This window comes from Nocardiopsis sp. YSL2, from assembly GCF_030555055.1.
Classification (GTDB): domain Bacteria; phylum Actinomycetota; class Actinomycetes; order Streptosporangiales; family Streptosporangiaceae; genus Nocardiopsis.
This window is the reverse complement of sequence record NZ_JAMOAO010000001.1, coordinates 3,092,549-3,111,152: the sequence shown is the minus strand read 5'-3', so window position 1 is coordinate 3,111,152 and position 18,604 is coordinate 3,092,549. Positions and strand designations below refer to the sequence as shown.

Sequence of the window (18,604 nt, the reverse complement as noted above, 5' to 3'; positions counted from 1 at the left end):
CCGGATGAAGCTGGCGTTCGACCTGTCCTTCACCCATACCGAGGGCGGCTGGTCGGCACCGGGGTCGTGGGTGGGCGCCGCCTACCCCGACGTGCGGATGTTCACGGAGTTGGCGATCGCGGCCGAGCGCGGCGGGATCGACATGCTGTTCTTCGGGGACGGCACGGGGATCCCGGACACGTGGGAGTCGTCGATGGACGCGGCGGTCCGGCACGGCGTGCAGTGGCCGCGCCAGGACATGAGCCCGTTCGTGGCGGCGATGGCGCAGGCCACGAGCCGGATCGGGTTCGGGCTGACCTACTCCTCCACCTACATGCACCCGTTCTACGTGGCACGGCTGCTGAACTCGCTGGACCACGTGACGGCGGGCCGGATCGCGTTCAACGTGGTCGCGTCGGGCCGGCTGGCGGACGCGGCGAACTACGGCTACGACGGCCTCATGGACCACGACGCGCGCTACGAGCGCATGGAGGAGTTCGTCGAGGTCTGCCGTCGGCTGTGGGACTCGGTCGAACCGGGCGCGATCGTCGCGGACCGGGAGACGGGGGTGTTCGCCGATCCGTCGAAGGTGCACCGCGTCGACCACGACGGCACCCACTTCCGGGTGGCCGGTCCGCTGCCGGCGGTCCCCAGCCCGCAGGGGCGGCCGGTGCTGGTGCAGGCGGGGGCCTCACCCCGTGGCATCGCGGCGTCGGCGGCCTTCGCCGACGTGGTCTTCGGCCTGGGCGGGCACCTGCCCTCACAGGTCTCGCACCGGTCCCGACTCGACGAGGCACTGGTCGCGGCGGGCCGCGCTCCCGAGGACGTCGGCATCCTGTGGGCGATCCAGGTGGTCCTGGGCGAGACCGAGGCCGAGGCCGAGGCCAAGAAGAAGCGCATGACCGGGAGTCTGCCGCCGGAGGCCGTGGGCGCCTACCTCTCGCACAACCACGGATTCGACTTCTCGACCCTGCCCGAGCGGTTCGCGCTGGCGGAGGTCGCGGAGGCGATCACGGCGGCGCAGGCGACGCAGGCGGGCTTCCTGCAGCGGCTGATCGCCCTGCGCGGCGAGGACGCCGAGATGGACAGGGCGGAGTTCTTCGACGAGGGCTGGCGGTTCGCCACCGGCTACGACCAGACGATCGCCGGTACGCCCGCCACCGTCGCCGACGAACTGGAGAAGCAGTTCGCGGCGACCGGGTCCCGCGGCGGATTCATGATCTGCAATCCGGTGTCGATGCCGTCGTCGCTGCTGGACGTCGTGCACCTGTTGGTGCCTGAGCTGCGCCGACGCGGCGCCGTGGGCACCGGTTACACGGGCACGACCCTGCGGGAGAACCTCCTGGGGTCCTGACCGCCACCCGACCGGCCGCCGGGCCCGTCCGTCCTTCGGGCCCGGCGGTCGAACCCTCCGTGACGCCACGGACACCCATCGTCGCGCGTGCGCGTCCGAGCCGGGGGCGCAGCCCGGGTCGGGCCGCACCCGGGGGCGTGGCCGCTAGGCCGCCTGGCGGTGGCGCTCACGCAGGGGCTCGCCCGCCTGGTGCATGTAGGTGAGGGCCTCGACGTGCGAGCGCACGAAGCCGGTCTCGTGGTACGGCACGCCGATCTCCCCGCAGTACTCGCGCACGATCACCTGCGCGCGCCCCAGGTGCGGGGTGGGCATGTTGGGGAACAGGTGGTGCTCGATCTGGTAGTTGAGACCGCCCAGGGCGATGTCGGTGAACCAGCTTCCGCGCACGTTGCGCGAGGTCAGCACCTGCTTGCGCAGGAAGTCGAGCTTCTCGCCCTTCTTCAGGGTGGGCATGCCCTTGTGGTTGGGCGCGAAGATGCAGCCCAGGTAGACACCGAACAGGCCCTGCTGCACCGCGATGAACGCGACCGCCTGGAGCGGGTCCAGGACCGTGAACACGGCACCGAGGTAGAGCACGAAGTGGGCGGCCAGGAGGGCGCCCTCCAGGACGCGCTGCTTGGTGCTGCGCCGGAAGAGCGCGCGCACACTGCCCACGTGGAGGTTCAGGCCCTCCAGCAGCAGGAAGGGGTAGAAGAGGAACGCCTGGTAACGGCCGACGAAGGCGGGCAGCCCCTTGGCGGCGCGGGCCTGGTCCTCGGACCACACGAGGAGGTCGGGCTGGACGTCGGGGTCCAGCTCCTCGTGGTTCGGGTTGGCGTGGTGCCGGGTGTGCTTGTCCTGCCACCACCCGTACCCCAGTCCGATACCGAGGTTGCCCACGATCCGGCCCAGGGCCACGCTCGGGCCGCGCTTGGAGAGGATCTGCAGGTGGGCGAGCTCATGGGACACGAGCCCCACCTGCCCGAACACCGCGGCCATCGCCACGGCCGTACCCAGTTGCCACCACGTGTTCCCCAGGAGGAAGAACAGGGCCCACACTCCGACGAAGGACAGGGCGATCAGCGAGAGCCGCACCGCGAAGTACACGGGTGTGCGCTCCATCAGACCGGCCTTCTGGACCCGTCGCGACAGCTCGGAGAAGTCGCTCCCGCGCCGGGTTCCCACGGTCGCCGTAGACGAGGCCGTACTCGCGTTGTGCATACATTCCCCCTGGTGACATGGATGGCGGGTATACCGACCACGCTAGGCGCGAAGTGTGACGAGGGCCATGGCACCACCACGCCGCGATTTAGGGGTGCAGGCACCCCTGTGTTCTGGCACTCGGTTCGGGACTACCCGCTGGTCACCTTCGCGGGAGAGCGGAGCGGGAGCGGGCGTCCCGCCCGGTCGGCGATCATGGAGCATGCGCACTCCCGCCGCCGAGGTCGACACGAGCCCCGCGCTCGTCACGGCACTCCTTCGCGACCAGCACCCCGACCTGGCCGCTCTTCCCGTGACCGAGGAAGCCAGCGGCTGGGACAACACCCTCTTCCGGCTCGGCGACCGCCTCGCCGTCCGGCTGCCCCGCCGTGAGGCCGCGGCCCGACTCGTCCGGAACGAGCAGCGCCGGCTGGGACCGATCGCCGCACGGGTGGGCGCCACGCGCTCACCCAGGCACTCGACTCCTGATCGCCGCGCGACCTTCGGCGCGCTGCGCGCGGAGATCCTCTCCACTTGGGCCCGCGGGGCCGGGGGAGCCGCGACCCGGTTCGGGCCCGCCCGGTCCGGCCCGCGGGTCAGGAGTCGCCTCGGCGTATGCGGGCTTGTCGGCGTTCCCGAGCGATCAGCACAGCCGCCAGACCCAGACCGGTCAGGAAGAGCGCGCCGGAGATCCCGAAGCCGACCGACGGGCCGGTCAGCGCCAGGGGCCGCTGCGGGCGCTGGCCCTCCCGGCCGGTGTCGCCGACCGGTTCGAGGTCCGAGGCACCCGGAGCGCCCTCCCCGAGGTCCGGTGCTCCGATCCGGTCGTCCGGCGGCACGGGCGGCATCGGCGCGGGTGACGGCAGCGGCCGCTCGGAGGGCTGTGGTTCGGACCAGGACGGTTCGGACGAGGACGGCTCGGCAGGAGACCACGGGCGGGACGGCGCGGGTTCGGCCGACGGCAGCGGCCGCTCCGATGACGGTGGTGCGGGCGACGGGGCCGGCTCGGGTGACACAGGCCCGGGTGAGGGCCGCTCGGACGACGACGGCGGCGGGCCGGACGGCGCCGGTGACTCGTCGGTCGGCTCCTCGGAGGGAGTCCGGTCCCACGGCGGCGCCGGGTCCGACGGCTCGGGCAGTCCGGACGGCTCGGGCGGCGGTGGAGGCTCAGACGGCTCCGGCACCTCGAGAGGCCCCGACGGCGGCGCCGGATCGGGAGACTCGGACGGCATAGGCTGCTCGGACGGCCCCGAGGGCCGGGGCACCTCGGCGGTCTGCTCAGACTGCTCCGCGAGCTCGCCGACCCGCACGTCGGCGGCCTCCTGACGCCGGTACACCGTGCAGGTGACCGACGCCCCGGCAGGGACCTCCACCGTGAAGCCGGGCCTGCCGGGCACGGAGTCGTCGTTGGTGACGGGCAGGCTCTCTCCGGCGGTCGAGAGGTCGGCGCACACCGCGTTGGCTCCGCCCTGGGTGACCGGGCCGTACCCGGACCGCGGGGCGCCCGTCACGGTGATCGGGGCGGCGGCGGTTCCTCGCGGGTGGACCAGGACGAAGTGCACCGACCCCGTCCCGTCACCGGTCGTGGTCCGTGACCCCGGAATCCCCTCGACACCGGAGACCGTGGTGTCGGCATCGAACCGCCGACCCTCGCCCGTCGGCACCGACCCGGTGACGTCCTCGCCCTCGTTGCTCCGCGGCACGACCCGCTGGACGACCGTCAGAGATCCGGTGTCCGGCCGCTCCGAACCCGTGGCACTCACAGCGCCGGGGAGCGAGATCGCGGCCACGGCCGTCAGTGTGACCGTGGCCGTCCCGGACACGAGCGCCCGACATCCGTAACGCAGGGAACGCGTGCGGTCGCGTAGTGGGCTGATCGAAGACATGTCCACCCTCATGTCACTCATGGTAGTTATCAACTACCAAAAGTGATGGAAGCGGACGTTGGCGGGGTGTGCGGCGACCGAACGCGCCTGCGTCAGTCGAGCTCGCGGAGCAGAGCGGCGACCGGAGCCGGGTCCTCCAGCGGGCCGAGGTGCCCCAGGCCCTCCATGACGTCGACCTCGGCGCCCAGCAGCCGGTAGGCGGGCCCGTGCAGGCGGGCGGGCGAGAAGAGCGTGTCCTCGGAGCCGGTCGCGACGATGAGCCGGGTCTTCTGCCAGGGGCGCAGGCACTCCATCGGAAGCGCCGCCGGAGCCAGACTGGTCCGGCAGTGGCGCCCGACGAGCGTCATCCAGGGGGCCAGCGGGTGCACTCCCTCGGCGACGTGGGCACGGCCGCTCATGGCGTTGAGCAGCCGGGTGCTCTTGCTGTCGCGCGGTCCGATCATCCACGGCAGCGCCGCGCGCAACAGCTCGGGGGTCGTACCGGCCGCGGTCAGTCCTGCCGGGGACACCAGCACCAGCGCACCGACCAGCGGCGACGGGGACGCCGCCAGGGCGACCATGGCCCCGAGGGAGTGGCCCAGCACGATGGCGGGTCGATCGGTCACCAGGGGCAGCACCTGGTCGAGCCAGGCGCCGTAGGCCTTGACCCGCGCCCCGCGCGGGCGCACGTCGCAGCTCAGGCCGGGTTGGCCGGGCAGGTCGAGGGAGATGACGGGCCGGTCGGCGGACAGGGCCCGGATCGGCTCGACGGAAGTGGCGGTGTTGAAGTTGGTCCCGCTGAGCAGCACCACGGGGTCGCCGTCACCCCCGGAGGCGCGGAACGCCCGGGTCGTGCCGAGTTCGGTCTCCAGGGCGGGGAGGGCGGTGAGCTCTGGGCAGGCGGCGATCTCCCGCTCGCACCACTCGCGCACCACCCGCGCACCGTCCTGCGAACGGTAGACGTGCGCACCGCGCACTTGGGAGTCGAGCATCAGCAGCCTTGTTTCCGGTAGGGGAAGCCAGTGTCGACCATTGTCCCTCCCGCCGCCCACCATCGCCGACTGGGAGTGCGGTCACCCGCAGGGGTCGGCTACCACCCTCAACCGAGACGCTACGCGCCCCCGCCCACCTCCCGCCGCCCACCATCGCCGACCGGGCGCCGGAGGTGTCCGCCTGCCGGACGGGGACATCCCAGGAACCCACCCCCAAGGTTCCGTATTCCGGATACAGGATTCCAGAAAACGAACATGAACACCGAACTTTCGGGGTAGGAGACGACTTGCTGTTGGGCCGACCCCCAACACACCGCCGCGGATCAGACGCCAGTGAGACATGTCACGCGCACACGCGAATGCGAGGTGACCGTTTCATTGACCTATGATGTGCATTGCCCGTTTTCGCAGGTGGCACTGTCCGTCGCAGGAGCGCACACATGCTCCTACGTCACCAGTCGTAGTCGTGCATCACGCCCGTTGACATCGGCAACACGCGCAACTTCCACCCGGTCCGCAGCGGTAAACATCGGATCCGGGGGACGACGGCTCCAGCAGGGCCCGACCACCGCGCCAAGCGCGGGTCCCACATGGGACACATGCCCTCTGGACTGGACATTTCTCCCTGCGTCCGTGAACATGGGCGAGGCGCGAGCGCCTTAGGTGTGCCGGGAAGACTGGTCGGCGAAGTCCCTGACGTCTCACGCCTTGGAAAGTTCATATGAGCATCGACCCGATCGAGCACCCCGCTCATCCGGGCCCCATCGCCAAGTTCGCCGATTCCCTGCGCAGCGACACCGTGGGGGGTTTCCTCCTCATCGGCGCCGCCGTCCTGGCGCTCGTGTGGATCAACTCGCCCTTCGGCGACATCTACGAGTCGATGCGGTCGTTCAGCATCGGCCCGGAGTCCCTGCACCTGAACCTGTCGCTGGAGACCTGGGCAGCGGACGGACTCCTCGCCGTCTTCTTCTTCGTCGTGGGCAACGAGCTCAAGCAGGAGTTCGTCCACGGTGAGCTGCGCAACCCCCGGCGCGCGATGCTCCCGATCGTCGCCGCGATCTGCGGCATGGTCGTGCCCGCCGCCGTCTACGCCGCCATCAACATCACCTCCCCGGAGACGCTGGGCGGCTGGGGCATCCCGATGGCGACCGACATCGCCTTCGCGCTGGCCATCCTCGCCGTCATCGGCCGCGGCCTGCCGCCCGCGCTGCGCACCTTCCTGCTGACCCTCGCGATCGTCGACGACCTCGGCGCGGTCATCGTCATCGCCGTCTTCTACACCGCCGACATCAACTTCGTCGCCCTGGGCATCGCCGTCGTCGGCCTGGTGGTCTTCGGCTACCTGCAGCGCGGTCGCGGCCTGGCGGCCAAGCTCAACTCCTCCCCGGTCCCGAACTGGCTGGTCTACCTGCCGCTGGCGATCCTCATCTGGGTCCTCGTGCACGAGAGCGGCGTGCACGCCACCATCGCGGGTGTGGCCATGGGTCTGCTCATGCGCACCACCAAGTACGAGGGCGAGCACCACGACCCCAGCCACGGCATGGAACAGCTGCTGCGCCCCTGGTCCGCCGGGCTGGCGCTACCGATCTTCGCGTTCTTCTCCGCCGGCGTCGTCTTCGACGGTTTCGGCGAGGTCGTCACCGACCCGGCGGCGCTGGGCATCATCGCCGGCCTCGTCGGCGGAAAGGTGATCGGCATCGTGGGCGGTTCGTGGCTCACCACGAAGCTCACCCGGGCCGAGCTCAACCCCAGCCTCAAGTGGATCGACCTGGTCGGCATGTCGCAGCTCGCGGGCATCGGCTTCACGGTGTCGCTGCTGATCGCCGAGCTGTCCTTCGCCGGCGCCGAGCACCATCTGGCCCACGCCAAGACCGGTGTCCTCATCGCCTCGCTGATCGCCGCGCTGCTGTCCATCTTCATCCTGGGGGGACGCTCCCGGCACTACCGCCGCCTGGCGGCCGAGGGCCAGGGCCCCACGGCGCCGTCCGACGCGAGCCAGGGTTCCTAGGCCCCGAAGCACGGCCCCGCCCCCTCCACCGGCCCCGCGCCGGAGACCGACAGACGCTCCGAACGACGGCCCCTGCCACCCCGCGGTGGATTCCAGGGGCCGTCGCCGTGCGCGCGCCATGGCGGCGGGACCGGCGTCAGATCCGGCTCCGGCCCGAACGTCAGCCCCGGGCGAAGGCGGTGAGCGCCGCGGTGAGCTCGGCGGGCGCGTCCTCCTGGACCAGGTGCCCCGCGCCCTCGATGAGCCGGACCTCGGCGCCCGGGATCAGTCCGCCGAGTTCGTGCGCCTTGGCGGCCGGGATCCAGCTGTCCTCCGTGCCCCAGCACACGAGCACCGGAACGTCGATCGTGCCGAGCCGGTCGTGGAACTCGTCGGTGTCCCGCGGGGTCGCCTGCGCGATCTGGCGGTAGAAGGCGGCCTGCCCGGTCGGACCCGTCCACGGCGCGACCACCTCGCGCAGCACCTCCGGGTGCAGACCGCGCGGGCTCACCGAGGAGACGTACTCCTCGACCAGCGCGCGGTGCAGTCCTTCGGGCAGGGCCGCGAACACCTCGGCGTGCTCGCCCAGGTGCCGGAAGGACGGCGAGCCCCACGGCCGCAGCGCCACCACGTCCACCAGGGCCAGTCGCCGGTACGGCACGCCGTGCAGCAGGTGGGCGCGCAGGGACACCGCGCCCCCGAAGTCGTGCGCGAACACCGTGGGCCGGTCCAGGCCCCAGTGCGCCAGGAGCTCGGTGAACACCCGGCCCTGGGCCGCGAGCGAGACGTCCTGGCCCTCGGACTTGTCCGAGCTCCCGTAGCCCGGCATGTCCCAGACGTAGACCTCGTGCGTCTGCGCGAGGGCCCGTGCCACCGACCGCCACACGTACGACGAGAACGGCGTGCCGTGGCAGAGCACGACGGGTTCGCCACGGCCCAGCCGGTCCCAGCGCACGCGGCCGGACGACGACTCGAACGACTCGCCCAGCTTCCAGTCCGTCAACGGCTCATCCTTCCGTCGGTTCCGTCGTCGCGCCATCCTCCCCTGACGCGGCGACGGCCCACCGGACCGGGGGCGGGAACACGCGGGAGAACGACCCGTCGAGAGGATCCGGCCCGGGTGTCGAGCCCGGCGGCCCGAGGATCCGGCCACTCACGCGTCGGACCAACGCCCCACGAAAACAGCATGCAACATACGCAAGATCTTGCAACGCCGAAAGCGTGCTTGCCCGCGTACATTGCTAACATGCGCTGACACAGCGGTGAAATCCCTTGCGTAGTCTTGCGCAAGAGAGCCGATTGTCCCTAGGTTCGAGGCATGGCAAACCTCATGACACGCGCATCGCGCCCGGCCGCCCTCATCGCCACCGCCGCGGCGGGTCTCCTGATGTCCCTCCCGTCCACCGCGGCAGCCGACACCACTCCCCCGGAGTGCGTGGAGTACTTCTCCAACTGGCGCTACACCCACGTCAACAACGACTGCGACACCACCGTCGCCGTCGAGCTCGAGTACACCGACGGCATGGTCTCCTCCTGCCGCGTCATCGAACCCGGCGCGTGGGCGACCTTCTCCGGCTACGGCACGAACGGCAACTACGTCACCGAGATGCGGACCTGCGAGCCCGCCTCCGTCGCGGCCGACGGCGCCTGAGCCCCGACCTTCCGCTCACGTGGGCGCGGGACCTTCGGGTACCGCGCCCACGGCCCCGGCAGCCCGACCGAGGACGGGCCGCACCCGCTCGCGGGCCCGGGCACGGACGGCGGTGACGCGCACCCCGCCGTGGACGCCCAGGCCCGCGGGTGACCCGACCGAACCCCAGCCCCGCGGCGGCAGGGGCCCGCGCGATCCGGTCAGTCCCGGCGCGACTCCAGGTAGGCCGCCCAGCCGCCGTGCTCGGTGATGTCGTCGGCCCCCTCGGCGGCGGACCCGTCACAGCCGAACCCGACCACGCTGCGGCCGTCGGCCAGCGTCACCGAGCCCAGCGACATCGGCGCGGGCAGGTGGGCGAGGAACGTGCCCAGGGCCGCCCGGGAGATCCTCCAGACCTCGCAGCGCAGCGGCCGCCCCCCGTCGCGCACCCGCAGCACGCCCGGCTTCGGCGGTGTGGTGGGCAGCGCCACCATCCGGTAGTCGGCGCTGGTCTCGGTCGCCTCCACGAAACGCGCGCCCGGATCGGTGAGCTGGTGGTTGAGCGGCTGCCCGCGCAGGTGCGCGCCGAACACCGCCAGCTCCACACCCTGGTCCGAGACGGCCTCGCCAGGGTCCTCCCCGGCCAGGGTCGCCGCCAGGTCCAGGAGCACCTGGTCCTCGAAGGCCCCGGCGATGAGGCTGACCCCGAACGTGTGCCCGTCCGCCTCGCCCGCGGGCACCGCCACGGCCGCCATGTCCAACAGGTTCACGAAGTTCGTGTACGTGCCCAGACGCGAGTTCTCACCCACCGGGTCCGCCGCGACCTCCGCCAGCGTCGGATGCCCGACGGTGGTGGGCAGCATGAGGGCGTCGAACCCGGAGAGCATCTCGCGCGCCGCGGCCCGGTACTCCACCAGCCGGTGCTGGTCGGCGGCCAGCTCGTGGGCGGGGATCCTTCCGGCCGGCACGATGATCCCGCTGACCGTCGGGTCGGCCGAGTCCGGGCCGCTCGCCAGGAACTCCCCCACCGCGGCGTAGCGCTCGGCCACCAGGGCACCGTCGTACAGCAGCCGGGCCGCCTCCAGCAGCGGCGCCACGTCCACCTCCGTGGTGCCTGCCCCGGCTGCCCGGAGCGTGTCGGCGGCCGCGCGGAACGCCGCCCGCTCGGCCTCGCCGAGCGGCTCCAGCCCCGCCTCCGTCGGAACGGCCACCCGGGCCGGGAAACGGGGCCCCAGCCGGACGTCGGCGGGCCAGTCCCGGCTGAAGGCGTCCCCTGAGTCGGGGCCCGCCATCGTCGTCAGGGCCCTCCGGGCGGTCGCCAGGTCCTGGGCGAAGACCGTCACGCAGTCGTAGGGGCGCGCGGCCGGAACCACACCGGTGGCCGGGACCAGACCGACCGTGGGCTTGAGCCCGACGATGCCGTGCAGGGCCGCCGGGACCCGGCCCGACCCGGCGGTGTCGGTACCGATGCCGATGTCGGCGATGCCCAGCGCCACCGCGACCGCCGATCCCGCGCTGGAGCCGCCGGAGACCCGCTCGGGGTCCAGGGCGTTGCGGACGGCACCGTACGGGCTGCGCGTGCCCACGAGACCGGTCGCGAACTGGTCGAGGTTGGTCTTGCCGAGGACCAGCGCGCCCTCGTCCACGAGACGTCGGACGGCCGTCGCGGTGGTGCCGGGGGTGCGGGCGAACTCCCGGCACGCCGCCGTCGTGGGCAGGCCGGCCACGTCGACGTTGTCCTTGACCGCCACGAGCGTTCCGGCCAGCGGGAGGTGCTCCCCGGCGGCGAGCCGCTCCTCCAGGGCCTTGGCCTCCACGGCCAGCTCCTGTTCGGGGCGCAGGTGGATCCACACCTCGGGACGGTCGGCTTCGGCGATCCTCTGGTAGGCGGACCGGACGCGGTCGGTGGGGGTGGGCATCAGGCGGTCTCTCCTTGCGTGATGACGGCCAGGGCACGCCCCGGATCGAGGTGCTGCCCCGGCGCGACGAGGATGTCGGAGACCGTACCCGCGACGGGTGCGCGAACGACGACCTCCAGCTTCATGGCTTCCAACCGGACCACCGGCTGGCCCTCCTCCACCGTGTCGCCCGGGGCCACGTCCACCTTCCACACGGAGGCGGACAGCGGCGCCTCGACGAGGCTCGCGTCGGGCGGGAGGTCGAGTGTTCCGGTCTCGGGCACGGGCGCGGGTTCGGGCTTGTCGTCGAACTCGCCCGCGGCCTCCCACGCCTGGCGCTCGGTCTCGAACGCCGCCGCCTGGCGGTCGCGGAAGGCCGTGATGGACTCGGCGTTCTCGGCGAGGAAGCGCTCGTGGTCGGCGAGCACGAACTCGCCCTCGCCGATGGCCGGCTCGTACCGGCCGGCCAGGAGGTCGGCCCGGATGTCGAGCAGTTCCTCGTGCTCGACGGGGTACCAGCTGATGCGGTCGAAGAACCTGAGCAGCCACGGGGTTCCGGGTTCGAAGGGTCCGTACTGGCGCAGCCCCGACCAGATCGGCACCGTCCGGCCGATGAGCTGGTAGCCGCCGGGGCTCTCCATCCCGTACACGCACAGGTAGGCGCCGCCGATGCCCACCCCGGCCTCCGGGGTCCAGGTGCGGGCGGGGCTGTACTTGGTGGTGACCAGCCGGTGCCGGGGATCGAGCGGCGTGGCGGCCGGCGCCCCCAGGTAGACGTCGCCCAGCCCCAGGACCAGGTAGGAGGCGTCGAAGACGATGTCACGCACCTGCTCGACGGAGTCCAGGCCGTTGATCCGGCGGATGAACTCGATGTTGTCGGGGTTCCAGGGGGCGTCGTCGCGCACGGCGACCCCGTAGCGGGCGATGGCCTCGTGGATGGAGGGGTCGTCAAAGGACATCGGCAGGTGCAGGGTCCGGCTGGGCACGCTCAGCCGGGAGGTGGGCGGCAGTTGCGCCTCGATCTCCTGGAGCAGGCCGAGCAGGGTGCGCAGCGGCAGGACCTCGGGATCGATGTGCAGGTGGAGCGACCGCACACCGGGTGTGGTGTCGACGATGCCCTCGGGCGCCGCCTCGTCCAGCGCCGCCATGAGGGCGTGGACGCGCATGCGCAGCCCGAGGTCGAGCACCATGGGACCGTACTCGACCAGGACGTTGTCGTGGCCGCTGCGCCGGTAGGTCACCTCGGGGGTGTCCTCGCCGGCGAGGACCCGGGCGAGCACGCCGTCGTCGCCGTCGGGCCCCGTGCCGCGCAGCAGCGGGGCGGCGGCGGGGGCCGAGTGCAGCTTCTCGGCGGCGGCCTCGGTGACCGGGTGGAACCGGACGGTGTCGCCCGGACGGAGCTGGCCGACCTTCCACCGGGAGCCGGTGACGACCGTGACGGGGCACACGAACCCGCCCAGGCTGGGGCCGTCCGGGCCGAGGAGCACGGGGGTGTCGCCGGAGAGGTTGACCGCGCCGATGGAGTAGGCGGTGTCGTGGACGTTGGAGGGATGCAGCCCGGCCTGGCCGCCGTCGGGGCGGGCCCAGGTCTGCTTGGGTCCGGACAGCCGGACGCCGTTGCGCGCGGACTGGGGGTGCACCCTCCACGCGGTGGCGTAGAAGTCGGCCAGGCCCTCGCGGGTGAGGAACTCCGGAGCCGCGTGCGGTCCCTCGGACACCTCGATGTCCCAATGGGAGTGGGCGGCGGCGGGGGACGGGAGCGCGGCGGAGGACGCGTCGGGCGCCCCGGAGTCCGTTCCCGCCCCGACCGGGGCCGCGAAGTCGGGCCGCTCCGCCTCGGGCACGGGCCGTGGCACGGGCGCGTCGGAGCCGACCGGGCCGGGGCGCAGCGCGTCGCCCAGCCGCAGGGCCCGGCCACCGTGGCCGCCGTACTCGCCCGCGGTGAACGTGGACGCGCTCCCAAGGTAGGCCGGGACGTCCAGGCCGCCGCGCACCAGCACGTACGTGCGCATGCCCGGGCCGCGGGCGGCACCGACGTCGAGCCGCGCGCCCGCGGGCACCTCGACCGGTTCCCACTGGGGGACGGCCGCGCCGTCCACGGTCACGTCGGCGGGGGCACCGGTGACGCACACCGTCATGGCATGGGAGAACCGCAGGGCGGGCCCCTCCATGGTGCACTCCAGCCCGGGGGCTCCCTCGGGGTTGCCCAGCGCCCGGTTGCCCAGCCGCAGGGACAGGTCGTCCATGGCCCCCGACGGCGGCACGCCCACCTGCCAGTACCCGGTGCGCCCGGGCCAGTCCTGGACGGTGGTGAGCGTTCCGGCGCGCTCCACCTCGATGCGCGGCTCCGGATCGCCGACCCCCGCGCACGTGGCGGTGGTGTGGTCGACCGCGCGGACGTCCCCGTGCGCGGTCAGGGCGCGCAGCAGTCCCAGGTTGGTCTGGAGGCCGTCCACCCGGACCTCGGACAGGGCGCGGCCGAGCCGGTCGAACGCGTCGTCGCGGTCCTCGCCGCGCACGATCACCTTGGCCAGCATGGGGTCGTAGTCGCTGGTGACGCGCTGGCCGGTCTCCACCCAGGCGTCGACGCGCGCGTCGGAGGGGAACTCGACACGGGTGAGCAGGCCGGAGCTGGGCCGGAAGTCATGGGCGGGGTCCTCGGCGTACACGCGGGCCTCGACGGCGTGGCCGGTGAGCGCGGGGCCCTCCGGGGGAACGCCGGCCAGCACGTCCTCGCCGCGGGCCAGGCGCAGCATCCAGGCGACCAGGTCGATCCCGGCGACCTCCTCCGTCACCGGGTGCTCCACCTGCAGGCGGGTGTTGACCTCCAGGAACGAGGCCTCGCCGCGGTCGGCGTCGAAGACGAACTCCACCGTGCCCGCGCTGCGGTAGGACACACCGGCGCACAGTTCACGGGCGGTGCGGTGCAGTTCGGCGCGCAACGCGTCGGGCAGTCCGGGCGCGGGCGCCTCCTCCACCACCTTCTGGTTGCGGCGCTGGAGGGAGCAGTCGCGGTCGCCGACGGTGACCACGCCGCCCCGGCCGTCACCGAAGACCTGGACCTCCACGTGGCGGGCCCGGGAGACGAAGCGCTCGACGAAGACTCCGCCCCCGCCGAAGTGGGTCTCGGCCATCCGGCTGACCTGGTCGAAGGCGGCACGCAGTTCGCCGGGGTCCGCGCAGGCGCGCAGCCCGATCCCGCCTCCGCCGGAGGTGGACTTGAGGATCACGGGGTAGCCGATGGCCTCCGCGGCGGCCACGGCCGCGTCGGCGTCTGGCAGGGTCTCGCTGCCGGGGACCATGGGGAGCCCGGCCGCCGCGGCGGCCTTGCGCGCCGTGTGCTTGTCGCCGAACTGTTCCAGGTGGCGGGGCTCGGGGCCCACGAACACCATCCCGGCGTCCTCGACCGCGCGGGCGAAGGCCGCGCTCTCGGACAGGAAGCCGTAGCCGGGGTGGACGGCTCCCGCCCCGCTGGCCGCGGCCGCGGCCAGCACGCGTTCGATGTGCAGGTAGCTCTCGGCGGCGGGCGCGGGGCCGAGCCGGACCGCCTCGTCGGCGAGCCGGGTGTGCGGGGCTCCCGCGTCGGCGTCGGAGTAGACCGCGACGGTTCGCAGGCCGATGTCTCGGGCTGAACGGATGATGCGGCAGGCGATCTCGCCGCGGTTGGCGATGAGCACGGTGTCGAACACGCTGGCTCTCCTTCTGTCCCGGGTCAGAGCCCCGGGGGCAGGGCGGCGGTCAGGTCAGTGGGTGTCGGGGTGCAGGGCCATCTGGGTGAGGGCGCGTTGCGCGCGTTCCAGGACGACCGCCATGGACGCTCCGACGTGCTCGTGCATGGCCCGGTAGGCGAGGTCGAGTTCGTCGGCGAGGAGGTGCTCGACGATCCGGATGTGCTCGTCGATGGTGGAGGTGATCCGGTCCCCCGTGAGGAAGTCGTACATGCGCACGCGCCGGATGCGCTGGTTGACGGAGACGAGGGAGTCGGTCAGCGCGCGGTTGCCGGACGCGGTGGACAGGGCCGCGTGGAACTCCTCGTCCAGGAGGACGAAGGAGGGGTCCGGCTCCGGGGGTTCGGCGCGCAGCTTCTCCCAGCGGTCGAGTTCGCCGACGAGGATCCCGCGGTCGTGGCGGATGGAGGGGTCCTCGATGGCGCGGGCGATCCCCCGCAGTTCGAGGGCCACGCGCAGCTCGTAGAGGTCGCGGAGCTCGGGAAGGTTGGGGACGGTGGCGTAGAAGCCGTTCTCGCGCCGCTCGACGAGGCCGTCGGAGTGCAGGCGGGCGAGGGCCTCGCGGACGGGCGTGCGCGAGACCCCGAAGCGTTCGGCGAGCCTGACCTCGCCCAGGCGCGTGTGGGGGGCGACCCGGCCGCTGAGGACCTCCTCCCGCAGCAGCCCGTAGACGCGGTCCCGGCGGGAGGTGGCCGTCGCGCCGGAGGACGGGCCGGGACGTGTATACATCGGTGTGTCCATGGCCCCAGACGCTAGGAAGCGCGTGTTTCCAGGGCCCTGTCGGTCAGTGAAGCCTGTGTTTCTCCGTGTTTCACCGTGTTAAATGGTTTGCCGCCGATCGGCCGCCTCCGATAGGAAGCGGGAATGCTGAGAGGTAGCAAGGTCGGGCTCAGGGCCCGGCACGCGGAGGACATCCCCCTCCTGCGGACCGAGCTCTACGACGACGTGGTGAACGGCTCGCGCGCCGAAAGCCGTCCGTGGCGGCCGATGACGCCCGGCCAGGAGGACTTCCCGCTCGCGGTGGACGACACGGTGCAGGGACTCGTCCCGTTCTCCGTGGTGGAACTGGACGGCGGCACGCTGGTCGGCACCGCGAACCTGTGGGGCATCGACAACCACAGCCGGTCCGCGCACATCGGGCTGGGGCTGCGGCCGTCCTTCCGCGGCAGGGGCTACGGCAGCGACGTGGTCGCGGTGCTGTGCCACTACGGCTTCGTGGTGCGCGGGCTTCGGCGGCTGCAGATCGAGACGCTGGCGGACAACGCGGCGATGCTGCGCGCCGCCGAGCGCAACGGCTTCGTCCGCGAGGGCGTGCTGCGCTCCTCGGCCTGGGTGCTGGGCGAGTTCCTGGACGAGGTGCTGCTCGGGCTCCTCGTCGAGGAGTGGAAGCCGGAGGACTAGGGCGCCGAGGGTGCGAGTCCGCCGGGCCCGAGGCGCCGGGGCGACGAGAGCGCCGACGTGTGCCTAAGCTGCGTCTATGCGAGTGAGTGGACCCGGTCGGCGCGCCGTCCTCCTGGGCGCGACGGCCGTCGCGCTCGGCGGATCCGTGGCCGGCTGCGGCCGGGGCGGCGTGCGCGGCCTGCCCGAACTGGTGGTGGCGACGGGGCCGCCGGGCGCCGTCTACCGGCAGATCGGCGGGGAGATCGCCGCGATCCTGGACGAACGGCTCCCGGACACCGACGTGCGTGCCGTGCAGACGGGCGCCTCGCACGCGAACCTGGCCCTGCTGGCCTCCGGTGAGGCCCACCTGGGTCTGGCCGCGCTCGACTCGATACTCGACTCCGGCGACGGCGGCGCCCTCATGGCGATCGGCCGCCTCTACGACGCCTTCGTGCACCTGGTCGTGCTGGTCGGCTCTCCCGTGTGGCGGGCGTCCGACCTGGAGGGCCTGCGCGTGTCGGTCGGCGCGACCGACTCGGGGACGGAGTTCACCGTGGCCCAGATCGTCGCGGAGACCGGCCTGGACTTCGAGGCGGTCCGCCTCAACCAGTCCGAGTCGGCCGCGGCCCTGGCCGACGGGGAGATCGACGCGATGTTCTCACTGACGGGACTGCCGACTCCGGCGATCGCCGACCTCGCGGAGGAGCGCGCGGTGCGGCTCATCGACCTGTCGGACACGGCCGACGCCCTGGCCGACGCGCACCCCGACTCGTACCTGCCGGCGAACCTTCCGGCCACCACGTACGAGGACGTGCCGTCCACGCCGACGGCGGCCATCCCGAACCTGCTGCTGTGCCGGGAGGACCTGTCCTACGACGCCGCGTACACGGTGACCGACACCGTGTTCACCAGCGCCGCGCGACTGGCCGACGGGAGCCCCGTGGCGGCGCAGATCAACGTGCGGACCGGGATCTCCACGGGGGTCGTTCCACTGCACCCGGGCGCGGCCGACTGGTACCGGGAGAACAAGCCGACCTGAGGCGCGGTGGTGGCGGCCGGCCCCGGTGGCGCGGCGCCGCGGGACCGCGCGCTCACCGCCGCGGCCGGTCGACCCCGCCCGGACCGTCCTCGTCGCCGTCCCCTGGCCGGGCCTCCCCGTGAGCGTGCTCGGCCGCGTCGCCGTCCGCGTCATCCGTGTCGTCGGCGCCGTCGCGTGCCTCGGCCCGAGGCAGGGTGATCACCACGCCGAACCCCCGCCGGTCCCCGGACCGCAGCCCCTCCTCCAGTGCCAGCCGGCCGCCCGCCTGGCGGACCAGGTCGGCGACGATCGCCAGCCCCAGACCGGTGCCCTCGGTGTTCTGGTGCCGCGAAGACCGCCAGAACCGGGCGAGCGCGGCTTCCCTCTCCTCCGTCGGCAGCCCCTCGCCGTCGTCGAGGACCAGGAGCCTGACGTCGTCCGCACCCTCCGGCCGCAACCGGATCTCGACGCGGGAGCCGCGCGACAGCCGGATGGCGTTGCTGAACAGTTCGTCCAGGATGCTGCCCAGACCGCCCGCGGGGGCCTGCGCCCACACCCCGGCGGGAACGTCGGTCGCCACCGTGAAGCCGCGTGCGTCTCCCAGGGCGCGCCAGCGCGACACACGGGTGTCGATCACGGCGGCGACCTCCACAGCGTCCGTGCCGGTGATGCTCTCCAGGCGCGTGGCCGCCAGGAGCGAGTTGAGCATCCGGTGCATCACCATGGTCTCGTCGACGGCGACGGCGTGCGCTTCCCTGGCCTCGTCCGTCGTCAGGTGCGGCGCGAGGTTCTCCACGGACAGCCGCAGGCTCGCCAGGGGGTTGCGCAGCTGGTGGGAGGCCTCGGACACGAACGACCGCTGGCGTTCGAGGGCGCCGCGCACGACCGCGACCATCGTGTTGAACGACTCCGTGAGCCGCCGCAGCTCGGGCGGGCCGCGCTCGGCGTCCACGCGCACCTCCAGGTCGCCCGAGGTCACGGCGGTGGTCGCCGCGTCCAGGCGGCCGATGGGGCGCAGCACCCATCGCGACAGCGGCATGGCGGCCGCCGCCAGCAGCACGAGCGGCGCCAGGCTGATGAGCGCGAGCCACCCCCAGGAACGCAGGACGGACGCGCCCAGGCCCTCCGGGGAGACGGCCACGACGATCGCGCCCTCGACCTCGCTGTCCCGTCCGATCGGCTCGGCGACCACGAGGGCCTCGGTCGTCCACGGCCACACCGTGGCCGGCGCCCCGGGCCGCTCCCCGGCCAGCGCCAGCCGCACGGCGCTGACCTCCCCGGCCGACTCCACGATCTCCCGCAGATGCCCGGGCGGTTCGGAGCCCACCACGAGTTCCTCGGCGGGCGAGACCACCGCCACCGGGGTGTCGTAGAGCTCCCGGTAGCGCTCGAGCTCCTGGGCGAGGGTGTCCTCGCGGCCGGCCTCCAGGGCGGTGCGCGCCAGCGAGGCGAAGCGGCTCGCGTCCGCCAGGCGGTCGACGTACACGTCCTGGGTGCGCTGGTGCGCGATGACCGTACCGATCGGCACGGCGACCGCCGCCACCAGCACGAACGCCACGGGCAGCAGGAGGATGAGCAGTCGCCGGATCACGGG

General features: G+C 72.9%; 13 protein-coding genes. 5 read left to right on the top strand and 8 right to left on the bottom strand.

Annotation, left to right across the window (positions count from 1 at the left end; all coding sequences use genetic code 11):
• Positions 1 to 4: 4 nt before the first annotated feature.
• Entirely contained in the window at positions 5 to 1,333 is a 1,329-nt protein-coding gene (locus tag M1P99_RS13715) for an NtaA/DmoA family FMN-dependent monooxygenase (protein WP_304455685.1), read from the top strand.
• 144 nt (positions 1,334 to 1,477) lie between these two features.
• Here M1P99_RS13715 and M1P99_RS13710 read toward each other — a convergent pair whose 3' ends face one another.
• From M1P99_RS13710 to M1P99_RS13695, 3 genes are all read right to left on the bottom strand, one after another.
• The gene (locus tag M1P99_RS13710) at positions 1,478 to 2,434 is read right to left on the bottom strand and encodes an acyl-CoA desaturase (protein WP_304455684.1); all 957 of its coding nucleotides are present in this window, start codon (positions 2,432 to 2,434) and stop codon (positions 1,478 to 1,480) included.
• A gap of 674 nt (positions 2,435 to 3,108) precedes the next feature.
• Entirely contained in the window at positions 3,109 to 4,410 is a 1,302-nt protein-coding gene (locus M1P99_RS13700) for a hypothetical protein (protein WP_304455852.1), read from the bottom strand.
• Positions 4,411 to 4,490: 80 nt separating this feature from the next.
• Positions 4,491 to 5,369: an alpha/beta fold hydrolase gene (locus M1P99_RS13695; protein WP_304453040.1), complete on the bottom strand. Its 879-nt coding sequence runs from the start codon at positions 5,367 to 5,369 to the stop codon at positions 4,491 to 4,493.
• Between the two features lie 721 nt (positions 5,370 to 6,090).
• On the opposite strand from M1P99_RS13695, the gene nhaA reads away from it, so the two are divergent.
• Positions 6,091 to 7,377 carry a Na+/H+ antiporter NhaA gene (gene nhaA / locus M1P99_RS13690; protein WP_304453039.1) on the top strand — a complete coding sequence of 429 codons (1,287 nt, stop codon included), beginning with the start codon at positions 6,091 to 6,093 and terminating at the stop codon, positions 7,375 to 7,377.
• 160 nt (positions 7,378 to 7,537) lie between these two features.
• Here nhaA and M1P99_RS13685 read toward each other — a convergent pair whose 3' ends face one another.
• Entirely contained in the window at positions 7,538 to 8,359 is an 822-nt protein-coding gene (locus tag M1P99_RS13685; RefSeq protein WP_304453038.1) for an alpha/beta fold hydrolase, read from the bottom strand.
• Between the two features lie 315 nt (positions 8,360 to 8,674).
• Here M1P99_RS13685 and M1P99_RS13680 point away from each other — a divergent pair, with 315 nt between their 5' ends.
• On the top strand, positions 8,675 to 9,007 hold the full coding sequence (locus M1P99_RS13680) for a hypothetical protein (protein WP_304453037.1): 333 nt from the start codon (positions 8,675 to 8,677) through the stop codon (positions 9,005 to 9,007).
• Between the two features lie 200 nt (positions 9,008 to 9,207).
• On the opposite strand, the gene atzF is transcribed toward M1P99_RS13680, so the two are convergent.
• From atzF to M1P99_RS13665, 3 genes are read right to left on the bottom strand one after another with little or no spacing between them, the layout of a single operon-like run.
• The gene (gene atzF, locus M1P99_RS13675) at positions 9,208 to 10,905 is read right to left on the bottom strand and encodes an allophanate hydrolase (protein WP_304453036.1); all 1,698 of its coding nucleotides are present in this window, start codon (positions 10,903 to 10,905) and stop codon (positions 9,208 to 9,210) included.
• A complete protein-coding gene (gene uca, locus M1P99_RS13670) occupies positions 10,905 to 14,573 on the bottom strand; it encodes an urea carboxylase (RefSeq protein ID WP_304453035.1) in 3,669 nt (1,222 codons plus the stop codon). The genes atzF and uca overlap by 1 nt, the downstream gene beginning before the upstream one ends.
• Positions 14,574 to 14,627: 54 nt before the next feature.
• Entirely contained in the window at positions 14,628 to 15,341 is a 714-nt protein-coding gene (locus tag M1P99_RS13665; protein WP_304453034.1) for a GntR family transcriptional regulator, read from the bottom strand.
• 135 nt (positions 15,342 to 15,476) lie between these two features.
• Between M1P99_RS13665 and M1P99_RS13660 the strand changes: the two genes are divergently transcribed.
• Both M1P99_RS13660 and M1P99_RS13655 read left to right on the top strand, forming a co-directional pair.
• A complete protein-coding gene (locus tag M1P99_RS13660; protein WP_304453033.1) occupies positions 15,477 to 16,013 on the top strand; it encodes a GNAT family N-acetyltransferase in 537 nt (178 codons plus the stop codon).
• Positions 16,014 to 16,089: 76 nt separating this feature from the next.
• Positions 16,090 to 17,031 (top strand): TAXI family TRAP transporter solute-binding subunit, encoded by a 942-nt coding sequence (locus M1P99_RS13655; protein ID WP_304453032.1) that lies wholly within the window; start codon positions 16,090 to 16,092, stop codon positions 17,029 to 17,031.
• Between the two features lie 52 nt (positions 17,032 to 17,083).
• On the opposite strand, the gene M1P99_RS13650 is transcribed toward M1P99_RS13655, so the two are convergent.
• The gene (locus M1P99_RS13650; RefSeq protein WP_304453031.1) at positions 17,084 to 18,601 is read right to left on the bottom strand and encodes a HAMP domain-containing sensor histidine kinase; all 1,518 of its coding nucleotides are present in this window, start codon (positions 18,599 to 18,601) and stop codon (positions 17,084 to 17,086) included.
• Between the last annotated feature and the right edge of the window lie 3 nt (positions 18,602 to 18,604).

Coding starts and splice junctions, on each gene's coding strand:
- M1P99_RS13715 (WP_304455685.1), top strand. CDS start 5: ATGAAGCTGGCGTTCGACCTGTCCTTCACCCATACCGAGGGCGGCTGG.
- M1P99_RS13710 (WP_304455684.1), bottom strand. CDS start 2,434: ATGGAGCGCACACCCGTGTACTTCGCGGTGCGGCTCTCGCTGATCGCC.
- M1P99_RS13700 (WP_304455852.1), bottom strand. CDS start 4,410: ATGAGGGTGGACATGTCTTCGATCAGCCCACTACGCGACCGCACGCGT.
- M1P99_RS13695 (WP_304453040.1), bottom strand. CDS start 5,369: ATGCTCGACTCCCAAGTGCGCGGTGCGCACGTCTACCGTTCGCAGGAC.
- nhaA (WP_304453039.1), top strand. CDS start 6,091: ATGAGCATCGACCCGATCGAGCACCCCGCTCATCCGGGCCCCATCGCC.
- M1P99_RS13680 (WP_304453037.1), top strand. CDS start 8,675: ATGGCAAACCTCATGACACGCGCATCGCGCCCGGCCGCCCTCATCGCC.
- atzF (WP_304453036.1), bottom strand. CDS start 10,905: ATGCCCACCCCCACCGACCGCGTCCGGTCCGCCTACCAGAGGATCGCC.
- M1P99_RS13665 (WP_304453034.1), bottom strand. CDS start 15,341: ATGTATACACGTCCCGGCCCGTCCTCCGGCGCGACGGCCACCTCCCGC.
- M1P99_RS13660 (WP_304453033.1), top strand. CDS start 15,477: ATGCTGAGAGGTAGCAAGGTCGGGCTCAGGGCCCGGCACGCGGAGGAC.
- M1P99_RS13655 (WP_304453032.1), top strand. CDS start 16,090: ATGCGAGTGAGTGGACCCGGTCGGCGCGCCGTCCTCCTGGGCGCGACG.